The organism is Mesorhizobium sp. M2A.F.Ca.ET.039.01.1.1, from assembly GCF_003998035.1.
GTDB lineage: Bacteria > Pseudomonadota > Alphaproteobacteria > Rhizobiales > Rhizobiaceae > Mesorhizobium.
This window is the reverse complement of record NZ_RZRY01000048.1, coordinates 1-18,078: the sequence shown is the minus strand read 5'-3', so window position 1 is coordinate 18,078 and position 18,078 is coordinate 1. Positions and strand designations below refer to the sequence as shown.

14 protein-coding genes and 2 pseudogenes are annotated in these 18,078 nt (G+C 62.9%); 11 read left to right on the top strand and 5 right to left on the bottom strand.

Translation table 11 applies throughout. The annotated features are described in order from the left end of the window. The 8 genes from EOA24_RS06750 to EOA24_RS06715 all read left to right on the top strand — a co-directional run. A partial coding sequence (locus EOA24_RS06750) for a copper-translocating P-type ATPase (RefSeq protein ID WP_210213581.1) occupies positions 1-2,167 on the top strand: 2,167 nt, incomplete at its 5' end. Then, on the top strand, positions 2,164-2,541 hold the full coding sequence (locus EOA24_RS06745) for a cupredoxin domain-containing protein (protein WP_126080597.1): 378 nt from the start codon (positions 2,164-2,166) through the stop codon (positions 2,539-2,541). The genes EOA24_RS06750 and EOA24_RS06745, both read left to right, overlap by 4 nt. Positions 2,542-2,550: 9 nt before the next feature. Beyond that, on the top strand, positions 2,551-2,832 hold the full coding sequence (locus EOA24_RS06740; RefSeq protein WP_126080598.1) for a DUF2933 domain-containing protein: 282 nt from the start codon (positions 2,551-2,553) through the stop codon (positions 2,830-2,832). Next, positions 2,829-3,503, top strand: a complete 675-nt coding sequence (locus tag EOA24_RS06735) for an isoprenylcysteine carboxylmethyltransferase family protein (protein WP_126080599.1) — start codon at positions 2,829-2,831, stop codon at positions 3,501-3,503. Before EOA24_RS06740 ends, EOA24_RS06735 begins: the two co-directional genes overlap by 4 nt. After that, entirely contained in the window at positions 3,500-3,964 is a 465-nt protein-coding gene (locus EOA24_RS06730) for a hypothetical protein (RefSeq protein WP_126080600.1), read from the top strand. The genes EOA24_RS06735 and EOA24_RS06730 overlap by 4 nt, the downstream gene beginning before the upstream one ends. 3 nt (positions 3,965-3,967) lie before the next feature. Continuing rightward, positions 3,968-4,675, top strand: a complete 708-nt coding sequence (locus tag EOA24_RS06725; protein WP_127249582.1) for an ABC transporter ATP-binding protein — start codon at positions 3,968-3,970, stop codon at positions 4,673-4,675. Positions 4,676-4,679: 4 nt separating this feature from the next. Next, complete coding sequence (locus EOA24_RS06720; RefSeq protein ID WP_126083654.1) at positions 4,680-7,043, top strand: ABC transporter permease; 2,364 nt, start codon at positions 4,680-4,682, stop codon at positions 7,041-7,043. A gap of 5 nt (positions 7,044-7,048) precedes the next feature. After that, positions 7,049-8,278, top strand: a complete 1,230-nt coding sequence (locus EOA24_RS06715; protein WP_245467323.1) for an HlyD family efflux transporter periplasmic adaptor subunit — start codon at positions 7,049-7,051, stop codon at positions 8,276-8,278. A gap of 540 nt (positions 8,279-8,818) precedes the next feature. Here the strand turns inward: EOA24_RS06715 and EOA24_RS42875 are convergent. The 3 genes from EOA24_RS42875 to EOA24_RS06710 are packed head-to-tail and all read right to left on the bottom strand — an operon-like array spanning position 8,819 to position 12,612. Next, positions 8,819-9,280: a hypothetical protein gene (locus EOA24_RS42875; protein ID WP_245454879.1), complete on the bottom strand. Its 462-nt coding sequence runs from the start codon at positions 9,278-9,280 to the stop codon at positions 8,819-8,821. Further along, positions 9,249-10,181 (bottom strand): shikimate kinase, encoded by a 933-nt coding sequence (locus tag EOA24_RS43840; RefSeq protein WP_245455306.1) that lies wholly within the window; start codon positions 10,179-10,181, stop codon positions 9,249-9,251. Before EOA24_RS43840 ends, EOA24_RS42875 begins: the two co-directional genes overlap by 32 nt. Further along, positions 10,141-12,612, bottom strand: coding sequence for a hypothetical protein (locus EOA24_RS06710; protein ID WP_245455307.1), 2,472 nt, complete (start codon positions 12,610-12,612; stop codon positions 10,141-10,143). Before EOA24_RS06710 ends, EOA24_RS43840 begins: the two co-directional genes overlap by 41 nt. Before the next feature lie 422 nt (positions 12,613-13,034). Here EOA24_RS06710 and EOA24_RS06705 point away from each other — a divergent pair, with 422 nt between their 5' ends. Continuing rightward, positions 13,035-15,617: an EAL domain-containing protein gene (locus EOA24_RS06705; RefSeq protein WP_126057614.1), complete on the top strand. Its 2,583-nt coding sequence runs from the start codon at positions 13,035-13,037 to the stop codon at positions 15,615-15,617. Positions 15,618-15,931: 314 nt separating this feature from the next. Here the strand turns inward: EOA24_RS06705 and EOA24_RS41470 are convergent. Next, positions 15,932-16,445, bottom strand: a pseudogene (locus tag EOA24_RS41470) (transposase); the annotation flags it as partial. Positions 16,446-16,567: 122 nt separating this feature from the next. Between EOA24_RS41470 and EOA24_RS06695 the strand changes: the two are divergent. Both EOA24_RS06695 and EOA24_RS06690 read left to right on the top strand, forming a co-directional pair. Next, a complete protein-coding gene (locus EOA24_RS06695; RefSeq protein ID WP_126057615.1) occupies positions 16,568-16,780 on the top strand; it encodes a hypothetical protein in 213 nt (70 codons plus the stop codon). Beyond that, positions 16,680-16,962 (top strand): annotated as a pseudogene (locus tag EOA24_RS06690) (transposase); the annotation flags it as partial. The gene EOA24_RS06695 and the pseudogene EOA24_RS06690, both read left to right, overlap by 101 nt. A gap of 298 nt (positions 16,963-17,260) precedes the next feature. On the opposite strand, the gene EOA24_RS06685 reads toward EOA24_RS06690, so the two are convergent. Continuing rightward, positions 17,261-18,078: sensor histidine kinase (locus tag EOA24_RS06685; protein ID WP_133374474.1), on the bottom strand; the 818-nt coding region annotated here is incomplete at its 5' end.

Genomic DNA, 18,078 nt, shown 5'->3' with positions numbered 1-18,078 from the left:
CGCCAGCCTCGCACCCAACGTTGTCGACATAGAGTATCAACCGGAACGGGCCAATTTCCAGGAATTGAGGAGGTCGATCGAATCCTCCGGCTATCGGGTCGCCGAGCCGAAGGTGAAACCCACGGACGAGACGCTGGACCCGGCGGAGGCGGCCAACGAGCAGGAATACCGCGGCCTGATGCGCAGGTTCTGGCTCGCCGCCGTCATCTCCCTCCCGGTGATGGCTCTCAGCTATCCCGATCTCATTCCGGGACTGCGCGAATGGATGCCCATGGGCAGCGACACGCGCCGGATCGTTTGGGCGCTGCTTGGCGTGCTGAGCCTGCCCGTCCTGCTGTGGTCCGGATCGCAGTTCTTTGTCGGCATGTGGGACGCGCTGAAGCACCGCGCTGCCAATATGCACACGCTGATCTCAATCGGCATCACGGCGGCGTTCCTCTATTCGGTCGTGGCGGTCGCATGGCCCGGGATCTTTCCCGACATGGCGCTGGCCGAAGTCTTCTGGGACGTCACCGATGTCGTCGTGGCGCTCGTCGTGCTGGGTCTCGCCCTCGAGATCAAGGCCAAGGGCCGAACCTCGCAGGCGATCAAGAAGCTGATCGGGTTGCAGGCCAAGACGGCAAGAGTCGTGCGCGACAGCAAGGAAATCGACCTCCCCGTCGAGGAGGTGCTGGTCAGCGACACGGTGATCGTCCGTCCCGGCGAAAAGGTCCCGGTCGATGGCAAGGTGAGCGCCGGATCGAGCGCTATCGACGAGTCGATGATCACCGGCGAATCCATGCCGGTCGAAAAGCAGGCCGGCGACGAGGTCATCGGCGGCACGCTCAACAAGACGGGCAGCTTCCGCTTCACCGCTACCAAGGTCGGCAAGGATACCGCGCTCGCAAGCATCATCCGCATGGTGAAGGACGCGCAGGGGTCGAAGGCTCCGATCCAGCGCGTGGTGGATACCGTGTCGGGCTACTTCGTGCCCGCGGTCATGATCGTCGCGATCCTGGCCGCAGTGGCATGGTACGATTTCGGGCCTGAGCCGCGGCTGATCTATGCCACGGTCGTCCTGGTCACGACGCTGATCATCGCCTGTCCCTGCGCGCTCGGCCTTGCCACGCCGACATCGCTTACGGTCGGCATCGGCAAGGGAGCGGAAAACGGCATCCTGATCCGCTCGGGCGACGCGCTGCAGGCGGCCGAGAAACTCGACGCGATCATTCTCGACAAGACGGGCACGATCACCAGGGGCGAGCCGGCGCTGACCGACGTCGTGGTCACGCCGGGCCACGAAGAGAGCGCCGTCCTGCGGCTCACCGCATCTCTTGAGCGCGGTTCCGAGCATCCGCTGGCCTCGGCCATCGTGAAGGGCGCCGAAGCGTGGCTGATCGAGCTGGTCGATGCTGAAGGCTTCGCGGCGATCCCGGGCCACGGCGTCAGTGGCCGGATCGACGGCCATGATGTGCTGTTCGGAAACGCCAAGCTCATGCGCGACCGCGGTGTTCCCGCAGACGCGCTGCTGCCCCAATGGGAGCGCCTCGCCAATGAAGGCAAAACGCCGATGTATGTGGCGGTCGACGGGCAGGCGGCTGGACTGATCGCGGTCGCCGACACCGTGAAGCCGGATTCCAGGGCGGCGATCGAAATCCTGAGAGGGCTCGGCATCGAGGTCGTCATGCTGACCGGCGACAACGAACGCACGGGTCGGGCAATCGCGCGCGAGGTCGGCATCGATCGCGTGCTGGCGGAGGTCCTGCCAGACGACAAGGCGCACGAGGTGCAGAAACTACAGCTCGAAGGCAAGTCGGTCGGCATGGTCGGCGACGGCGTCAACGACGCGCCGGCGCTCGCCCAGGCCGATGTCGGTTTCGCCATCGGCACCGGAACCGACGTCGCCATCGAGGCAAGCGACGTGACGCTTATCAAGGGCAGTCTGATGGGCGTGGTCACGGCGATCGAGATCAGCCGGGCGACGATGCGCAACGTCCGGCAGAACCTCGTCGGCGCATTCGGCTACAACGCGCTGGGAATCCCGGTCGCGACGGGCGTGCTCTACCCGTTCATCGGGCTTCTGCTCTCTCCCCTCATCGCAGCCGCCGCCATGGCCTTCAGTTCGGTGACCGTCGTCACCAACGCCAATCGTTTGCGCTTCTTTCAGCCGAGGAGGACAGGCTCATGACACCCGACCGCTGGATAGTGACCGTGGCCGGGATCGGCCTGGTCGCCTTCATCATCTGGTTCTTCTGGCTCAAGCGTTCGAAGGGCATCCGCGCCGCGGATACGAGCGGCGGCTATCAGGAGGCGATGATCCTGGTCAAGGGCGGCTACACGCCCGACACGATCGTCGTCCGCAGCGGCCGCCCGGTCCGGCTGAATTTCCGCCGTGAGGAAACCGCCTCCTGCTCGGACAAGGTGATCTTCCCCGATTTCCAGAGGAGCGCCGATCTGCCTACCGGTGAAACCGTCGCCGTCGATCTGATGCCCAAGCAACCAGGCGAGTTCGGATTCGCATGCCCCATGGGCATGTTCCGCGGCCGCCTCATCGTCGAATAGGAGACCAGCATGTCAATGCATGACCATTCGGACCACGACCAGCCGCAAGGCTCCTTTCTGACGTCCCGGGCAGGCCTTGTCCTGCTTGGCTTCCTCGCGGTCGGCGGGTTCCTGCTCCTCACCGAGCACCGCGCCCATGTGCTTGGCGCGCTATTCTATCTGCTGCCGCTCGGCTGCGTCTTCATGCACTTCTTCATGCATGGAGGACACGGCCACAGAGGACATGGGCATGGAGGACATGGGCATGGTGGGGGCCACCGCAACCAGCCCGACGAAAGGAATCCGTCATGAGCATGCAGGCCTACGGCCTTTGGAGCCTGGTGATCGTCAACTCCGCCGTCTTCATCCTGTTCGCCTACAGCTTCTTCAAGCCGGCGACGACCCGTGACTGGCGCTCGTTCGGCGCGTTCAGCGCCTTCCTGGTCGCGCTGTTCGCGGAGATGTACGGCTTTCCGCTCACCATCTACTTGCTCTCCGGCTGGCTGCAGTCCGGCTATCCAGGGATCGACTGGTTCTCGCATGATGCCGGGCATCTCTTGGAAATGATGTTCGGCTGGCGGATCAATCCACATTTCGGCCCCTTCCATCTGCTGAGCTTCGTCCTGATCGGCGGTGGGTTCTGGCTGATCGCGGTCGCATGGAGCGTTCTCTACGACGCTCAGCAGCACCGTTCTCTCGCCGCCAGCGGCCCGTACAGCTACGTGCGCCACCCGCAATATGTCGGCTTCATCCTGGTGATGCTGGGTTTCCTCGTTCAGTGGCCGACGCTGCTGACGCTGGCGATGTTCCCGGTGCTGGTTGTGATGTATGTGAGGCTGGCGCGCGCCGAGGAGCGCGAAGCGATCACCGCGTTCGGCGACGTCTACCGCAACTACATGACACAGGTTCCGGGTTTCATTCCGAGCTGGAACCGGTTGTCCGGCGGGTCGGTCGGCCGCCCTGGACGAGGCCTGGCGCCATGACACGGCACCGCCGATCCTGGCCGTTTTCGGCGATCCTGCTCGCCGTCTTCGGTGTGGCGCTCGTCTGCATCGGCGCCTTCTTCATGTTCCTTCGGCCGCCGCTATTGCCGGAGGACGTGCGGTTCGTCGGCCTGTCGCTGCAACAGCTTCAGGCCGAGCAGCCACGCATGGCATCGTGGCTCGAGCGCGTGTTTCAGGTGCTCGGCGGGTATGCCGTCGCCTCGGGCATCCTCACCGTCACGGTCGCCGTGACGTCGTTCCGGCGGCACGAGCGGTGGGCTCTTCTGGGCGTGCTCGCCGCCGGCGTCGCCTCCATCGGATGGATGGCTGTCGTCAACTTCGTCATAGGATCCGATTTCCGGTGGGCCTTGCTGGCTATCGCGATCCTATGGGCCGCGAGCATGGGCATGTTCCTGGTCGAGCTCAGGCAAGCTGCCATGCGGGCAGGCAGGGCGGAGTGATCCATGTCCGACCCTGTCTTCACCGCGAAAGACCTCACCAAGACCTACGTCTCGGGCGAGACGCAAGTGCACGCCCTGCGCGGCGTGAACCTGGCGATTTCGGCAGGGGAAGTGGTCGTCCTGCTCGGTCCGTCGGGCAGCGGGAAATCGACATTGCTCAACATCATGGGCGGGCTCGATCACGCGAGCAGCGGCGAGCTGTCCTTCAAGGATTTGCGGCTGACCGACCTCGATGACAGGGGGCTGACATCCTATCGCCGCCGCCACGTCGGCTTCGTGTTCCAGTTCTACAATCTGATCCCCAGCCTGACAGCCTATGAGAACGTCGCGCTGGTCACCGAGATTGCCGATGATCCAATGCGTCCCGAGGAAGCTCTCGCCCTCGTTGGGCTGGAGCCGCGCATGCATCATTTCCCGGCGCAGCTATCAGGCGGCGAGCAGCAGCGCGTCGCCATCGCCCGCGCGATCGCCAAGCGTCCGGAAGTGCTGCTTTGCGACGAGCCGACAGGCGCGCTCGACTCCAGGACAGGCGTTCGGGTGATCGATGCGCTGATGAAGGTCAATGCCGAACTCGGCACGACCACCGTCATCATCACCCACAACGCCATCATCCAGGAGGTCGCGCACCGGGTCCTGTTCTTCAGCGACGGGCAGATATCGAAGGCCGTCACCAACGAGGCCCGCCGCGCTGTCGCCGAGCTGCAGTGGTGAAGACATGCGCGCCCTGGACATAAAGCTCTTCCGCGATCTCCTGCGTCTTTGGGCGCAGGCATTGGCAATCGCGCTGGTGGTCGGCGGCGGCGTGGCAACGCTGCTCCTCGCCGTCGGCTCCTACCGTTCCCTCGATGAGACGAGGACGGCTTACTACGAGCGCTACCGCTTCGCCGATGTCTTCGCCACGGTGCGACGGGCACCGAAAGCTCTCCTCGGCCGGATCGCCGAAATCCCAGGTGTGGCTAGCGTGGATGCACGCATCGCACAGTTCGCGCTGCTCGAAACACCGGGTCTGACCGCTCCGGCCACCGGCGTAGTCATCTCGCTGCCCGAGGTCGGCGAGCCGAAGCTCAATCGCCTCTATATGCGTGCGGGCCGCACGCCGGATCCGAGCCGGGACGACGAGGTCGTCGTCAATGAGACCTTCGCCGAAGCGCACCGGTTCACCCTGGGCTCGAGCTTCGCGGCGACCCTCAACGGTCGCAGGCGCGATCTGACGATCGTCGGCATCGCGCTTTCTCCCGAATACATCTATGCCGTCGGCCCCGGCGACATCATGCCCGACGGCCACCGCTTCGGCGTCATCTGGATGTCCGAACGGGCTCTGGCCAGCGCCTATGATCTCGAAGACGCTTTTTCGTCGGTGTCGCTGAAGCTGCTGCCGGGAACGTCGGAGCGGGAGGTGATGATGCGTCTCGACAGCCTGCTCGATCGCTATGGCGGGCACGCTGCCTACGGGCGCAAGGACCAGACGTCGCATGCCTGGCTCGACCACGAGCTCGACATGCTCAACAACATGAGCCGCACGCTGCCGCCGATCTTCCTGCTGGTTTCGGCGTTCCTGGTCAACCTTACCCTCAGCCGGCTCGTTTCGCTCGAACGCGAGCAGATCGGCCTGCTGAAGGCACTCGGCTACCGCAATGCCGGCATCGTCCTGCACTACTTGAAATTTGTGGGCGTCATCACGGCGGTCGGCATCGTCATCGGCAGCCTGATCGGCACCTGGCTCGGCAGCTATGTGACCGGAGTATTCGCCGACTTTTTCCGCTTCCCGTTTCTGCTGTTCACCAAGGCCCCCGATCTCTACGTCGCGGCGGCGGGACTGAGCGCGTTTGCCGCGGCAATCGGCGCGCTGCGAGGTTTGCGCGAAGTCGTCAATCTGGCTCCCGCGGTTGCCATGCAGCCGCCGGCTCCGCCGGTTTTCCGCCGAACGCTGCCGTTGAGCCTTAGCGCGGCCGGCCTTGTCTCGCAGCCGATGAGAATGATGCTGCGCAACGTCGCGCATCATCCAGTTCGATCCTTTCTCACCGCATTCGGCATGTCGCTGGCGACGGCGATCCTGATCGTGTCGCTCTTCACGGAGGGCACGATGGAGCAGCTCGTCGACGTGACCTACTTCCTTGCGGATCGACAGGACGCGACCGTCAGCTTTTTCGAGAAGCGCCCGAGGGAAGTGGCCTTCCAGATTGCGAGGCTTCCCGGAGTGCTGAATGCGGAACCCAATCGAGAAGTCCAGGTCCGCATCCGCAATGGCCATGTCGAGCGTCGCATCATCCTCCGCGCAAGGCCGCGCGGGGCGGAGCTCAACCGTATCATCGATGCGGACCTGCGGCCGGTGGTCCTGCCGGAATCAGGCCTCGCGATCTCGGACATGCTGGCCAAGATACTCAAGGTGCGGGTCGGCGACACCGTCGAGGTCGATTTGCTCGACAGCGAGCGCCGGACGGTCTCGCTTCCGGTGGCGGCGCTGGTCGAGGACTATCTCGGCATGCGCGGGATGATGGATGAGGAAGCGCTCGCCAGGCTGCTGCGTGAAGCGCCGATGGCGAACGGGGTGAGCGTCAGCCTGGACAAGAACAGACGGGACGAGTTCTACGCGGCGGTCAAGGCCATGCCGGCGGTGAGCAGCCTGGCTCTGCAGACGGCGTCCCTCGCCACTTTCCGCGACGCCGTGGCGCTTCTGGTGACTACGATGTCCAGCATCTACACGGGTCTCGCCGCCGTCATCGCGTTCGGCGTGGTTTACAACAACGCGCGTGTCTCGCTGTCCGAGCGGGCCCGGGAACTGGCAAGCCTGCGGGTGCTTGGCTTCACCCGCGGCGAAGTGCTCGGCATCCTTCTCTTTGAACTCGCGCTGTTGACCTTGATCGCGCAGCCGCCGGGCTGGGCCCTCGGCTATGGTCTTGCCTGGATCATGAAGACGAACCTGGCCGGCGAACTGATGCGGGTACGCCTGGTTGTCGACCCTGCCATTTATGTCTTCGCCAGCGCGATCGTCATTACGGCGGCTGTGCTCTCAGCGCTGATCGTCCGCAGGCGGGTTAATCGACTCGACCTCGTTGCTGTTCTCAAGACGCGGGATTGAAGACCATGCGCACCAGATCGATGACCAACTGGATGAGGAGAATCGGCGGCATCGCGGCCTTTGGCCTGATCGCCGCGGCGGCGGTCTGGTTCGCATGGCCGCAGCCGATCCCGGTCGACCTGGCGACGGTAGCCAAGGGTCCGATGGAGGTGACCGTCGATGACGAGGCCAAGACCGAGGTGCGGCACATCTACACGGTATCCGCGCCAATCGCCGGCAAGGTGCTCAGAATTTCGCCGCCGCACCATGTCGGAGACGAGGTAGCCAAGGACGAGACGGTGGTGGCGGTCATGCAGCCGACCATCCCCGGTCTCCACGATGTTCGCACGCACGAAGAACTGTTGGCGGCGCTTGGCGCGGCAGAAGCGGCCGTGACGTTCGCGGAAGCGGAGGTGAAACGTCTCGAGGCGGCGCTTGCATATTCGCGCACCGAGCTCGATCGCGCGGAAAGGCTGGCCAAGTCCGGAGCGATTTCGCAAAACGCCCTCGACAAGGCGAAGTTCGAAGTGGACACCAACGAGGCAGCCTTGGCGAGCGCGAAGGCGCAGGTCGAAGTCCGGCGCAATGAACACGCGATGATCCAGGCGCGGCTCGGGCAGCCTGCCGGAGATGTTGCACAATCGGATCCGGCCTGCTGCGTCCAACTTCGTGCGCCGGCGAGCGGCCGCATCCTGAAGATCGTTCAGGAGAGCGAGGGCATGGTCCAGCCGGGCGCGCCGCTTGTCGAGATCGGCGACCCGCGCGACCTGCAGGTGGCGGCGGACCTGCTCTCCACCGACGCGGTCCAGATCAGGCCGGGCGCCTCAGTTCGCATCGACGGTTGGGGCGGACCCGCGCTTCAGGGCAAGGTGACGCGGATCGACCCGGCCGGGTTTCTCAAGGTCTCGGCGCTTGGGATCGAGGAGCAGCGCGTCCACACGGAGATCGATATCGTCGACCCTGCCGAGATGTGGTCGCAGCTTGGGCACGACTATCGCGTGATCGTGCACGTGACGAGTTGGCGGGACGACAATGTCCTTAGCGTCCCGGTAGCGGCACTGTTCCGGCAGGGCGATGACTGGGCCGTGTATCTCGCCGAGGCCGGACGGGCGCGCACGGCCGTAATCAAGATCGGCCACCGGGACAGCAGGATGGCCGAGGTCGAGTCCGGCTTGTCGGAAGGCGATCGGGTCGTGCTGCACCCGAGCGACCGGGTGGGCGACGGCGTGGCCGTGCGCGAGCGGAGGGTTCGATAGGCGCGGTCGGCCTGTAAGCTGCCTTGGGCTCTCCTTCGCCGAGGCTTCGGAGGGCGTCCTGCTTCGCGCTGAAGATAGGACTTGTCCTGCGAAGCTCGGAGAGCAAAGCAGGATGGCGGAGAGGGAGGGATTCGGTTTCACGCCTATCCTGCTGAAAATGCTAATCTTTTCGCGCTTTTTGTTACGCAGTTTGTTACACTGCTACAACTGCGATTTACAATCGCTCTTTTGAGCTCGCCTGCCCAATCCATCTTATCTGTCGAAACCGACGCAATGGCGCGGCGGTGGATTGGGTCACTCTGTCATAGTATCCGCGCTTCATTAAGTTGACGATGCCGTTTAGACTCGGAGCTGATCCTTTCCGGTCGATCACCAGGATTTGGCGCGCGACCCGGCACCGGCGGTTCGTCTTTGTACGTTTGTGTCATCCAGGCCGGATCAACTCGGCCATCAGGCTTCTCACGACTTATGCATGCGTTTCCCACTTTTATTAGCATTCGGTGCGAACCCGCACCCTGCACCAAACCTGCGACGCCTAAGCTATCGTCCTCGACTTGAGCGTTCCCTGCTTCTCGTGGAAGACGCTAAATTCGCTCGTGCGTTATTGCCGGCCAGCAAAGGCTGCGGGTCGGCGGTGAGGGTGTCGAGGAGCGGCGGCCGTTCCCTTTCACTCAATAGTGCCGCCGGCGCCTGGATGGTTTCCACGACGCCGCCCCCGCAATCGTAGCCGTTGTGATGATCATCGTGCATGCGCTGAGCTGTTGGGGACATGCTGATGGCGGTGCCGGAAGCACCGGAGACATGTGATATCTCGGCAGCGGGCAGAGCGGCTTCTCTGTCGCTGCACAGGAAAGCGTAGAGTTCCTTCACGCAAATGCGGGCGTCCTTCTTGTCTTTTTGAAAGGGCGGGACGAGGGGCAACCTGATATCGGCCTTTTGGTAGAACGGACTGCGCTCTTCGTACAGCTGGTCAACCTTCTGCTCGATGTCGGCGCCTTGCAGCAGCGGCCGGCTGGTGTCCCTCTCGAGGCGCCTGCGGAGCTCTTTCAGCTCGGGTGTCGAGCCAGATCGACCTCGCCTTATTAAGAATCAGGGCTTGATTGGACTCCTTGCCAAAGCAGCCGCCGCCGGTTGCGATGACGATGGGGCCTCTCTCCAGCTGCTTGGCGAGCTCTTTGGTCTCCAGGTCCCTGAAGTGCGCCTCGCCACGGCCAGGGTCGGCGAACATCTCCATCAGATTGCCGTGATCGGCGACGATATGCTTATCGATGTCGACAAACTCCACCCCCAACTCCTTGGCAAGCTGGGCGCCGATGGTCGACTTGCCGCTCGCCGGCATGCCGACGAGCACGACCGGCCGCGTACCGAGGGCCGCGAGGATCTCGCCGGCTTGCGGCGAGCGAGCGACCGCAATCTGTTGTCTTGCGACGATGGGCGACCTGGAGGTCCCTGCCGCCCTCGACCTGCTTTCTCCTGACGAGTCCCAGTGTAATATCTCCCAGGCACCACGGGGAATGGGGACTAGCTGTGAGCTCTGCGCGCGGTGCGCGAGCTCGGCCCGATAACTGGCCGGCGTAGGGAACTCGACCTCGAAGCGATAGTTCTGCGCGGTTCTGAACGCCGTGTGAACGCCGCGTAACCGCGGCCTGTCCATCCTGATGACCCAGTTGGTGGTCTCGACCTCGCTGCAGTCCCGCTCCTCGAAGGCCAGTGCCGCCTTCCTGAAGGCGCGCGTAAAAGCCTCGTCCGGGATCTCGAAGACATGGCGCACGGCATTGGTGACCAGTTGGGCCTCCGGCGCCGTGCTCACGCTCTGGCCGGTCAACTCGTCGGCTATCCAGACCTGCCCGCCCGACCGTTGGTCAAGATGCGGCACCTTCACCTCGATGCCGTCCTGCCGCAAAAGCTCGGCAACCGCATGCACAATTTTTGGTAATCGCGCTTTCTTGCGCTTCGGCGGGGGCGGCTTCGAGCCTGGCCCGCTCAAGGGCCTGTTCGCTGCTCAGCGTTATCGTGCTGGCGCGGTCGTCTTCGGCCGAGATTGCTAAGGCGCTGAGCAGAATGCGCTTTTCGACGGCGAGTCTGATCGAGGCCTCCATGACCGATGCCGCCAGCGTGGGGTTGTCCTTCAGATCCGCCAGGCTGCCATCGACGTCGAACCGGCCCTGGTGGAGCTTTGCCGCCTGCGCCTTGACATATGGCGCCGACTTGAAGCCCGGCCTCTGCTCCAAGAGCCGCTGCAATTCGGTGGTTTTTTGCATGAACACCCGCGCACCGGTATCGGACTTGTAGGCGTCAGTGCCGACCTTGATGCCGACGCTCAACAGATTGATGGCGCTTTCATGCAGCTTGACTTCCGACTGCTCATGAGCCGGCTCGCTATTGAGCTGCAGGTTCCAGTCCTGGAGCTCGGCCACTAACAACGCGGCCAGTTCGCAGGCCACCGGATGCCTGGCGGCCTTGCTGTCTTCCCTCGCCCTGGCGATGAGCTCATGGAGGGCCTGGCCATCCGGCCGATCTTCCTGCAACAGTGCGCGGATGTCGGCCTTGAGCTCATTATGAATGCCCTCGTAGGTGCCGAAGATGGCACGCTCGGCAAACCAGCGTTGCGCCTCCAGCGGCTGCGCCAGCACGTTGCGCTGCAGGCAGCTGTAGGTCTCCAGCACCAGCCCGGTGGCCGACAGGATCTGCTTGGACCGGGTGAACTGGTAGCCGCTTTTCTCAATGGCCGGCGTGTGCGACTTCGGCGGCTTCATCGAGGCGATGCCGCGCGCCTGCAGCTGCGCGTCGAACTGGCGCACATGCTCGTAAAGGCGAGGCTGGTCGCCAATGATGACGACGGTGTCGCCATCAAAATCGCCGTCGAGCATTTTTTGTTCGACGCTTGGAACCGCAACCAAAGAGCCGGGCGCGAACACCTCCGTCGCCTGCAGGATGCCGACGCACTCGAGCGCGGTGTCGGCCTTGACCCGGTCCTTTTCCTCCAGCCAGTACGAATGGCACTTTACGTCCTCGGCAGACATCACGACCCCGCGCTCGGCGAAGTCCGCCGGCCACATTTCGTCGGGCACAACGATCAAGATGCCTTTGGCAAAGAAGGTCGGATCGTCGGCGGCAAGCCCAGCCCCCGACCTGTGCGCGAAGTTGAAGCTATATTGGAAGGCCACGCACCGATCCAGGAACGCCGCGGTCCGGTCGCCATCGCGCGCCGACCTGACCCGGTCGGCGGCGAACGGGCGCAGGTTGGGCTTGTCATAGGGGGAGCGTCCGACAAGCACGCCAGCGTCACGGGTCAAGGTCTTGCTCTTGCCCGTCGGCACATGCAGGCATTCGTCGCTGGACGGCACGGCGATAGCGCTCGAACCCTCGATATGCCCGCCCGTGACCGTCCGGAACAGCTCCTCGGCGGTGAGGCTTTGATGGGTTTCGAGCCAAGCCTGAGCCTTCTCGCGGGTCTCCTGTGCTACCTCGACGCTACGCGGATAATGTTGCAGCGCCGAGGGCGGTACCGCCGATTGCCTTTTATCGGCATAGGCAGGCATCCGCTCGGGAGCGTCGTGGCGAGCCCGGGCAATGGACGGCATGCGCTCGGCCAGTGAGGCCCTAATGAAGCCGCAGCCGTCATGCGGCCGCAAGGCGATCTCGCCGTCTCGCCCCTCGAACCGGAAGGGATGCACTGCGCCTGCGGGATGGTCGGGCAGAAGGGACAGCTTGAAGCACCCTTCCAGCGCATAATCATGGGGGCCAATGTCGGGGATGCCCGGCGGCGCGGCAAATCCGCGGCGCTGGGTATAGTAATAGGCTTCCTTGAACGGCGCCCAGGCCCGCGACAGCTGCTCAAAGGCCGTACCCGGAGCCGTCTCGGCATAGGGGATCGCCAAAAGCTTGCCGCTTGGGGCCTCTGCGGCCGTGAAAGGCAGGTGAGAGGCAAGCTGGTTCAGGCTCTTTTGCGGCGGCTTCAGTTTGCTGCCGCCGAACAGGTCCATGCGGTAGGGCACGCCCTCCACGGTGAACGTGCGTGTCAGCATGGCTCCAGTCGGAGTTCCCTTTAGCTGCACCGCCACCACCTTCACCGCGCCCGAGGTCAAGCGGTGGAAAATGGAATAGCGCAACTCGGCTTCGCTGGCCAGCGGCCGGCCTTGCATGTCGACCACCGGCAGCCGCATCAGTCCGGCATCGCCTTGCGGCGGTCTCGGCTCGTGGTCCATGGCCTGAAGGACCCGATGGACATCGAAGCTGGAGGCTGCATGCTGGGCCTGGATCATCGATGCGTTCTGCGCCATGAAGGTGTCGAGCGCTTCGAGCGGCTCCTTCGCCTCGATCTCGGCGATCACGCTCGAGTTCGCGCACCGCCTCGGCGCGCGCCGCGGCGCTCCTTCCTCGGCTGATGAACACTGCCGATCATAGATTCGACTGCCAGCCTCAAAGCCCCATCGTCGTGCATAATATGGGCTGGCCTCGCTACATTCGAAGGGGATCGAAGGCCGATCCCACGGTGCGGTGAAAGAAGCTGCAAGCGGCTTCCAAGACTAGGTGCGAGCACCTCGATCTCATTGTAGGCCCGTCATCGGATCATATGGAAATCGGTGAGCTTCATCCGCCGGCCTTTTACAACGTGGTTTGGTCGATCCTCTAGGGGATTACGCAGTCTTAAGCCAGCATTAATACCTTAGACGCGACACTAGGAATACTTTTACTATTCGCTAAAGCTCGATGCTATTTGACGAGGACTGGTCTTGCGTTTGCAGTTTTCTAGATGAGAGGGCTAAAGGACATTAGCGTCGGGACCAAGCTCTCGTTGGGCTTTGGGCTGGCGCTGCTGTGCGTCGTGGCCGTGGGAGTATTTGGGGTCGCGCAACTGCGATCACTCAACAAGGTCACGAGCGAGATCACCAGCGTTTGGTTGCCCCAGGTCCAGATCGTCGGCGAGATGAAGCGCAACCTCGCGGAACACCAGCTCTATGCGACGTTGCGCGTGCGCACTGCCGAGGCTGCGCAGATAGCCGGCATTGAGAAGGAGATGGCGAGGGAAAGCGACGAAATACTGCAAGGTCGGCGCGCCTATCGCCGGAGTGCCGGATCGCTGGCCGAGCAGCAGCTGTTCGACCAGTTCGTCAACCTATGGACGGCCTACGAAGATTCCCTGACATCGATTTTCCCGCTCCTCGAAACAGGAGGGCGAACAATGGCTGTCAAGGAGTTCGAGACGGTATCGCTCCCGACCGTTGCCGCCGCCACGCAGCGATTGGACGACCTGCTGGCCCTCACCAACGAGCGCAGCACGGCCGCGGCGGTGATGGCGGACAGGACCTACACCGTTGCGCAAAGATTGACTTGGCTGGCAGTTCTTTTTGCCGCCGGGTGTCTTGGTGGGCTTGTCGCCTGGATACGCCACAATGTCAGCAAGCCGATCCTCGCCGTGACCGAGGCGATGCGTTGCTTGGCGCAGGGCGAGCGCCGTTCGAGTCTCATTGCGCTGAAAAGGGATCGGCAGGACGAGGTTGGAGTGCTGTTCTCGGCCTTTGCCGGCTACCGGGCCAGCCTGGAGCGCAGCGATGCCTTGGCCCGAGAAGCCGAGCTGGAGCGGCAGCAATTGGCCGCGGCCGCCGCCAATATGCCCGTAGGGCTTTGCATGTTCGATGCGGAGAGGCGGCTGGTTCTGTGCAACCAAAGCTACGCCGATCTCTACCATGTGCCGGAGCCCCTGACTCGTCCCGGCACGCCGTGGATCGATTTGATGCGGTTCCGGATCGCGGCGGGCCTCTATGCCGGCCATGACCCGGAAAAGTATGTGCAGCAGCTGACGGAGACCATCGATCGCGCAGAGCGGACGGTGAGCCTGGTGGAACTCAGGGACGGACGCACCATCGACCTCATCCATCAGCCACTGCCGGGCGGCGGGTGGCTTGCCACTCACCATGACGTGACCGACTTGCGGCGGAGCGAAGCCAAGATTTCATACATGGCGCGCCACGACGGACTTACCGAGCTTCCAAATCGCATATTGTTCCGCGAACGCGCCGAGGAGGCTTTGGTCGAGATGCGGCGTGATGGTAGCAAGATTGCTTTCCACTGCCTCGATCTCGATCATTTCAAGATGGTCAACGACACGCTGGGGCACCCGGTTGGCGACGCCTTGCTGAAGGAGGTCGCCGCCAGACTGAAACAGGTGGCCCGTGAAGGCGACACCGTGGCAAGGCTCGGCGGCGATGAGTTCGTGATCATTCAAACCGCGGTTGATCAGCCGGTCGAGGCGACAGCTCTTGCCCAACGGGTCATTGATGGGCTGAGCGCACCTTATGTCGTCGATGGCCACGGGGTTATGATCAGCGCCAGCATCGGCATCTCGATCGCGCCGGACGATGGCATTGACGCCGACCAACTTCTCAAGACCGGCGACATGGCGCTCTACCGGGCGAAGGCGGAAGGCCGCGGAACCTACAGGTTCTTCGAACCGGAAATGGATGCGCGCATGCAGGCGCGGCGGTTTCTCGAACTCGACCTGCGCGAAGCGGTGGTGCGGCAGCAGTTCGAAATCTACTACCAACCGCTCCTCAATCTCGACCGCGGCGAGGTCAGCTGCTTCGAGGCGCTGCTGCGCTGGCATCACCCGACGCGCGGCATCGTATCCCCGGGAGAATTCATCCCGCTGGCCGAGGACATCGGCCTCATCGTCCCGATCGGTGAATGGGTTATCAAGCAAGCCTGTCTCGACGCGGCAAGCTGGCCCGGTAGCATCAAGGTCGCCGTCAATCTGTGCCCGGCGCAATTTCGCAACGCGCGCTTGCTCTCCACCATCGTCGAGGCATTGGATATCTCGGGACTGCCCCCCAGCCGGCTTGAGCTTGAGATCACCGAGACAGTGCTGCTGGCCAACAGCCAGGCGACTCTCTCGATGCTGCAACATATCCACATGCTCGGCGTTCATATCGCGATGGACGACTTCGGAACCGGATATTCGAGCTTGAGCTATCTGCGCTCGTTCCCATTCGACAAGATCAAGATCGATCAATCCTTCATCACGGACGCCGGAGATATCGACAGTTCCGTCGCCATCATTCGAGCGGTCACGAGCCTCGGCAACAGCCTCGGGATGCAGACCACCGCCGAGGGCGTCGAGACCGTGGAGCAGCTGGAACGGGTCCGAAGAGAAGGCTGCACCGAGGCGCAGGGCTTCCTGCTCAGCCGCCCGCTGCCCGCGCGGGACATCCCCGCGATGCTGGAGCGGACCCGCGCCGTGGTGGCGGGCGAGATCATTGAGACCGAACCCGAAACGTCAGGCGAGCGAGACACGGACAAGCCGGGCAGGCGTCGCAGTAGGGCGTCTGTCCCCGCCTAACCGGGATGCAAGCGAAAAACAGTGCCAACGAACATGAGTTTGCCGGCCTAGTTCAGGCCGCCACTCGGATCATGTCGATAGCGGGTGTGTAGGTCGGCGCGGCTCGAAATTAGGTGTGCTGAGCGCCGGTCAAAGTGGGATTAGCTTGTCATATCGATTATGGGATCCAGGTTGAACCCGACTTGCAGGACTCTGCTCGTAACCGAGCAGATCAACCTCACATTCGGTCGCTGCTCTTCACGGCTGCACCAACATCCCGCCTACGGCCGCTGGGCTCGGGCGACGAGACCATTCTGAGTGAGCGGCGTTTTATATACCCGTTCGGTCGTCAGTACCTTGCGTTCACGACAGATACGCCGGCGATCCTCCTGCTCCGGTGTTGGCTCTTTGACCATTGCACATATGCGCGGTTCGCCTCGCTTGAAGGCAAGGAGAGACGAGCGTTTCACCATCGATCTTATCGGTTTTGGCTCGGCGACTGCGACGAGACACTGCGATAGAAGCGGGATCAACGACGTAGCTCTCGATCCCCGCCTTGCTCAGAACCCGATGGATCCAGGAGCCATCGAGCCCGGCTTCCTGGATAGCGACGACGGGGAAGTCTGGCCCCATGCGTGCTCTTGCCTTCTCTCGCACGCTATCGAAGCGACGGAACAAGGCGGATAAATCACCACTGGGGACACTGTGTTTCGACAACTTCTCGCCGCCACCTGGCGACAACGACGAGATCAGCCAGGTTGAACGGCTGAGCTCCAGCGATACGAAGATTGCGCCCAGACCAGTCCGGATAGCAGTCAGAGTTTCGGATCGGTCGGCCACTACATGCATGGTGTTCCTCCGCGGGGTGTTTGTTAGCAGCGTCACTCTGCCAGAGCACGCGCCGCTATCCATCCGTCGCCATGGGATCTGGTGATTGTTCATGTCGCCGATTCCCGCGAAGGAACGCCACCATGACCAAGATTGAAAGTAAGACCGCCAGCGCTGCCGTCAAAGACATTCTGCTTTCAGACCCGGACGGACTTCACGAAATGATCCGTGCGGTGATGCAGGAGGTGCTCGAGGCCGAGATGGACGACGGTGGAGGAGACCATCGAGCGCACGCTGACCTTCTTTTGCCTGCCGCGCCAGCATCACAAGCATCTCAAGAGCACCAACATGCTTGAACGGCTCAATGAGGAAATCCGCCGGCGCACCTATGTCGTGCGCATCTTCCCCAACGCCGAAAGCTGCCTGCGCCTCGTCAGGGCGCCGGCTGTCGAAACCAACGAAAACTGGATGGAGGCCCTACATCAACATTGACGACCTGCGCGAGCACAAGAAGCTCGCTCTACGCCAAGCCGCATGACCAGCATCGTGGCCGCCCCATTTTGCAGAACTTGACGCACACAACCGCCACTTCGAGTTTACCGACCGCACCGAGTCATCCACGCAAAGACCTGCGCAGCGTCAGCTTCAGAGCTTGGTCCCACCGGCTGAACGCCAAAAAAGCGGATCTTGGCCATCGGAAGCGCCCTCAACCGACTGAGAGGTTTCGGCTTATGCGATGCGACTGGCAGTCCTGCGCTCCGGGGACAAGGCCGTGGCGGCAGAAGATCCCCTGGACATCAGGCGATGTCCGGAAGGCAGCATCGTAGTAACGGTTTTTACGCCGCTCGCGGCACGCGCGAGGTGAACGTCGCCCGGGTGACCGACACGCTGGTGCCGTCAATATCGCTGATAATCTCCACCCTGGCCTCCAGTTGTTTCACCAGTGCTTCGACGATGGCTGTTCCAAGTCCGGTAGCCGGTACGTCGTTGGCGATCTTGCCGACGCCATTGTCCGAAACCGTCAGTTTCCAGTCACTGCCCGCGGTCTCGTAGCTCACCTGGATGCGAGCGCCGGTTCTCTTCTTGGGGAAAGCATATTTGATGGCGTTGAGCACGAGTTCGGTGACAATTAGTCCCAGACTGACTGCCCTTTGCGAATCTATCCTGCCGCCTTCGGCCATTACGGTGACCGTGATCGGCTGGGCTTCGCCGACCATCGACGAGGCGAGGCTGCTGCACAATTTCGGTAGGTAAGAGCCGACATCGATCTCGTCGACGCCGGCGGAGGTGTGGAGATGGCGTTGCACCTCGGCCACGGACAGAACGCGCTGATGGGCGTCCTTGAGATGCTGGCGCGTCTCTTCCGACGTCACCGAGCGTGCCTTCAGCAACAGGATCGAGGCAATGATCTGCAGGCTGTTGGCAACCCGATGCTCCATCTCGCGCAGCAGGACGTCTTTCTGCCGAAGCAGGTCTTCGGTGCGACCGAGCAGTTCTTCCTTCTCCCGCTCGATGATACGACGGGCCGTTATGTCATTGAAGGCGAGAAGGATGGTGATGGCCGAACTATGGTCGTAAAGCACCTTGCGGGCATTGAGCAGCATGGTGCGACGGCCGATCCGCGTTCCTGAGCCATGCTTGCCTCCCTCTATCC

Coding starts and splice junctions, on each gene's coding strand:
- EOA24_RS06745 (WP_126080597.1), top strand. CDS start 2,164: ATGACACCCGACCGCTGGATAGTGACCGTGGCCGGGATCGGCCTGGTC.
- EOA24_RS06740 (WP_126080598.1), top strand. CDS start 2,551: ATGTCAATGCATGACCATTCGGACCACGACCAGCCGCAAGGCTCCTTT.
- EOA24_RS06735 (WP_126080599.1), top strand. CDS start 2,829: ATGAGCATGCAGGCCTACGGCCTTTGGAGCCTGGTGATCGTCAACTCC.
- EOA24_RS06730 (WP_126080600.1), top strand. CDS start 3,500: ATGACACGGCACCGCCGATCCTGGCCGTTTTCGGCGATCCTGCTCGCC.
- EOA24_RS06725 (WP_127249582.1), top strand. CDS start 3,968: ATGTCCGACCCTGTCTTCACCGCGAAAGACCTCACCAAGACCTACGTC.
- EOA24_RS06720 (WP_126083654.1), top strand. CDS start 4,680: ATGCGCGCCCTGGACATAAAGCTCTTCCGCGATCTCCTGCGTCTTTGG.
- EOA24_RS06715 (WP_245467323.1), top strand. CDS start 7,049: ATGCGCACCAGATCGATGACCAACTGGATGAGGAGAATCGGCGGCATC.
- EOA24_RS06705 (WP_126057614.1), top strand. CDS start 13,035: ATGAGAGGGCTAAAGGACATTAGCGTCGGGACCAAGCTCTCGTTGGGC.
- EOA24_RS06695 (WP_126057615.1), top strand. CDS start 16,568: ATGACCAAGATTGAAAGTAAGACCGCCAGCGCTGCCGTCAAAGACATT.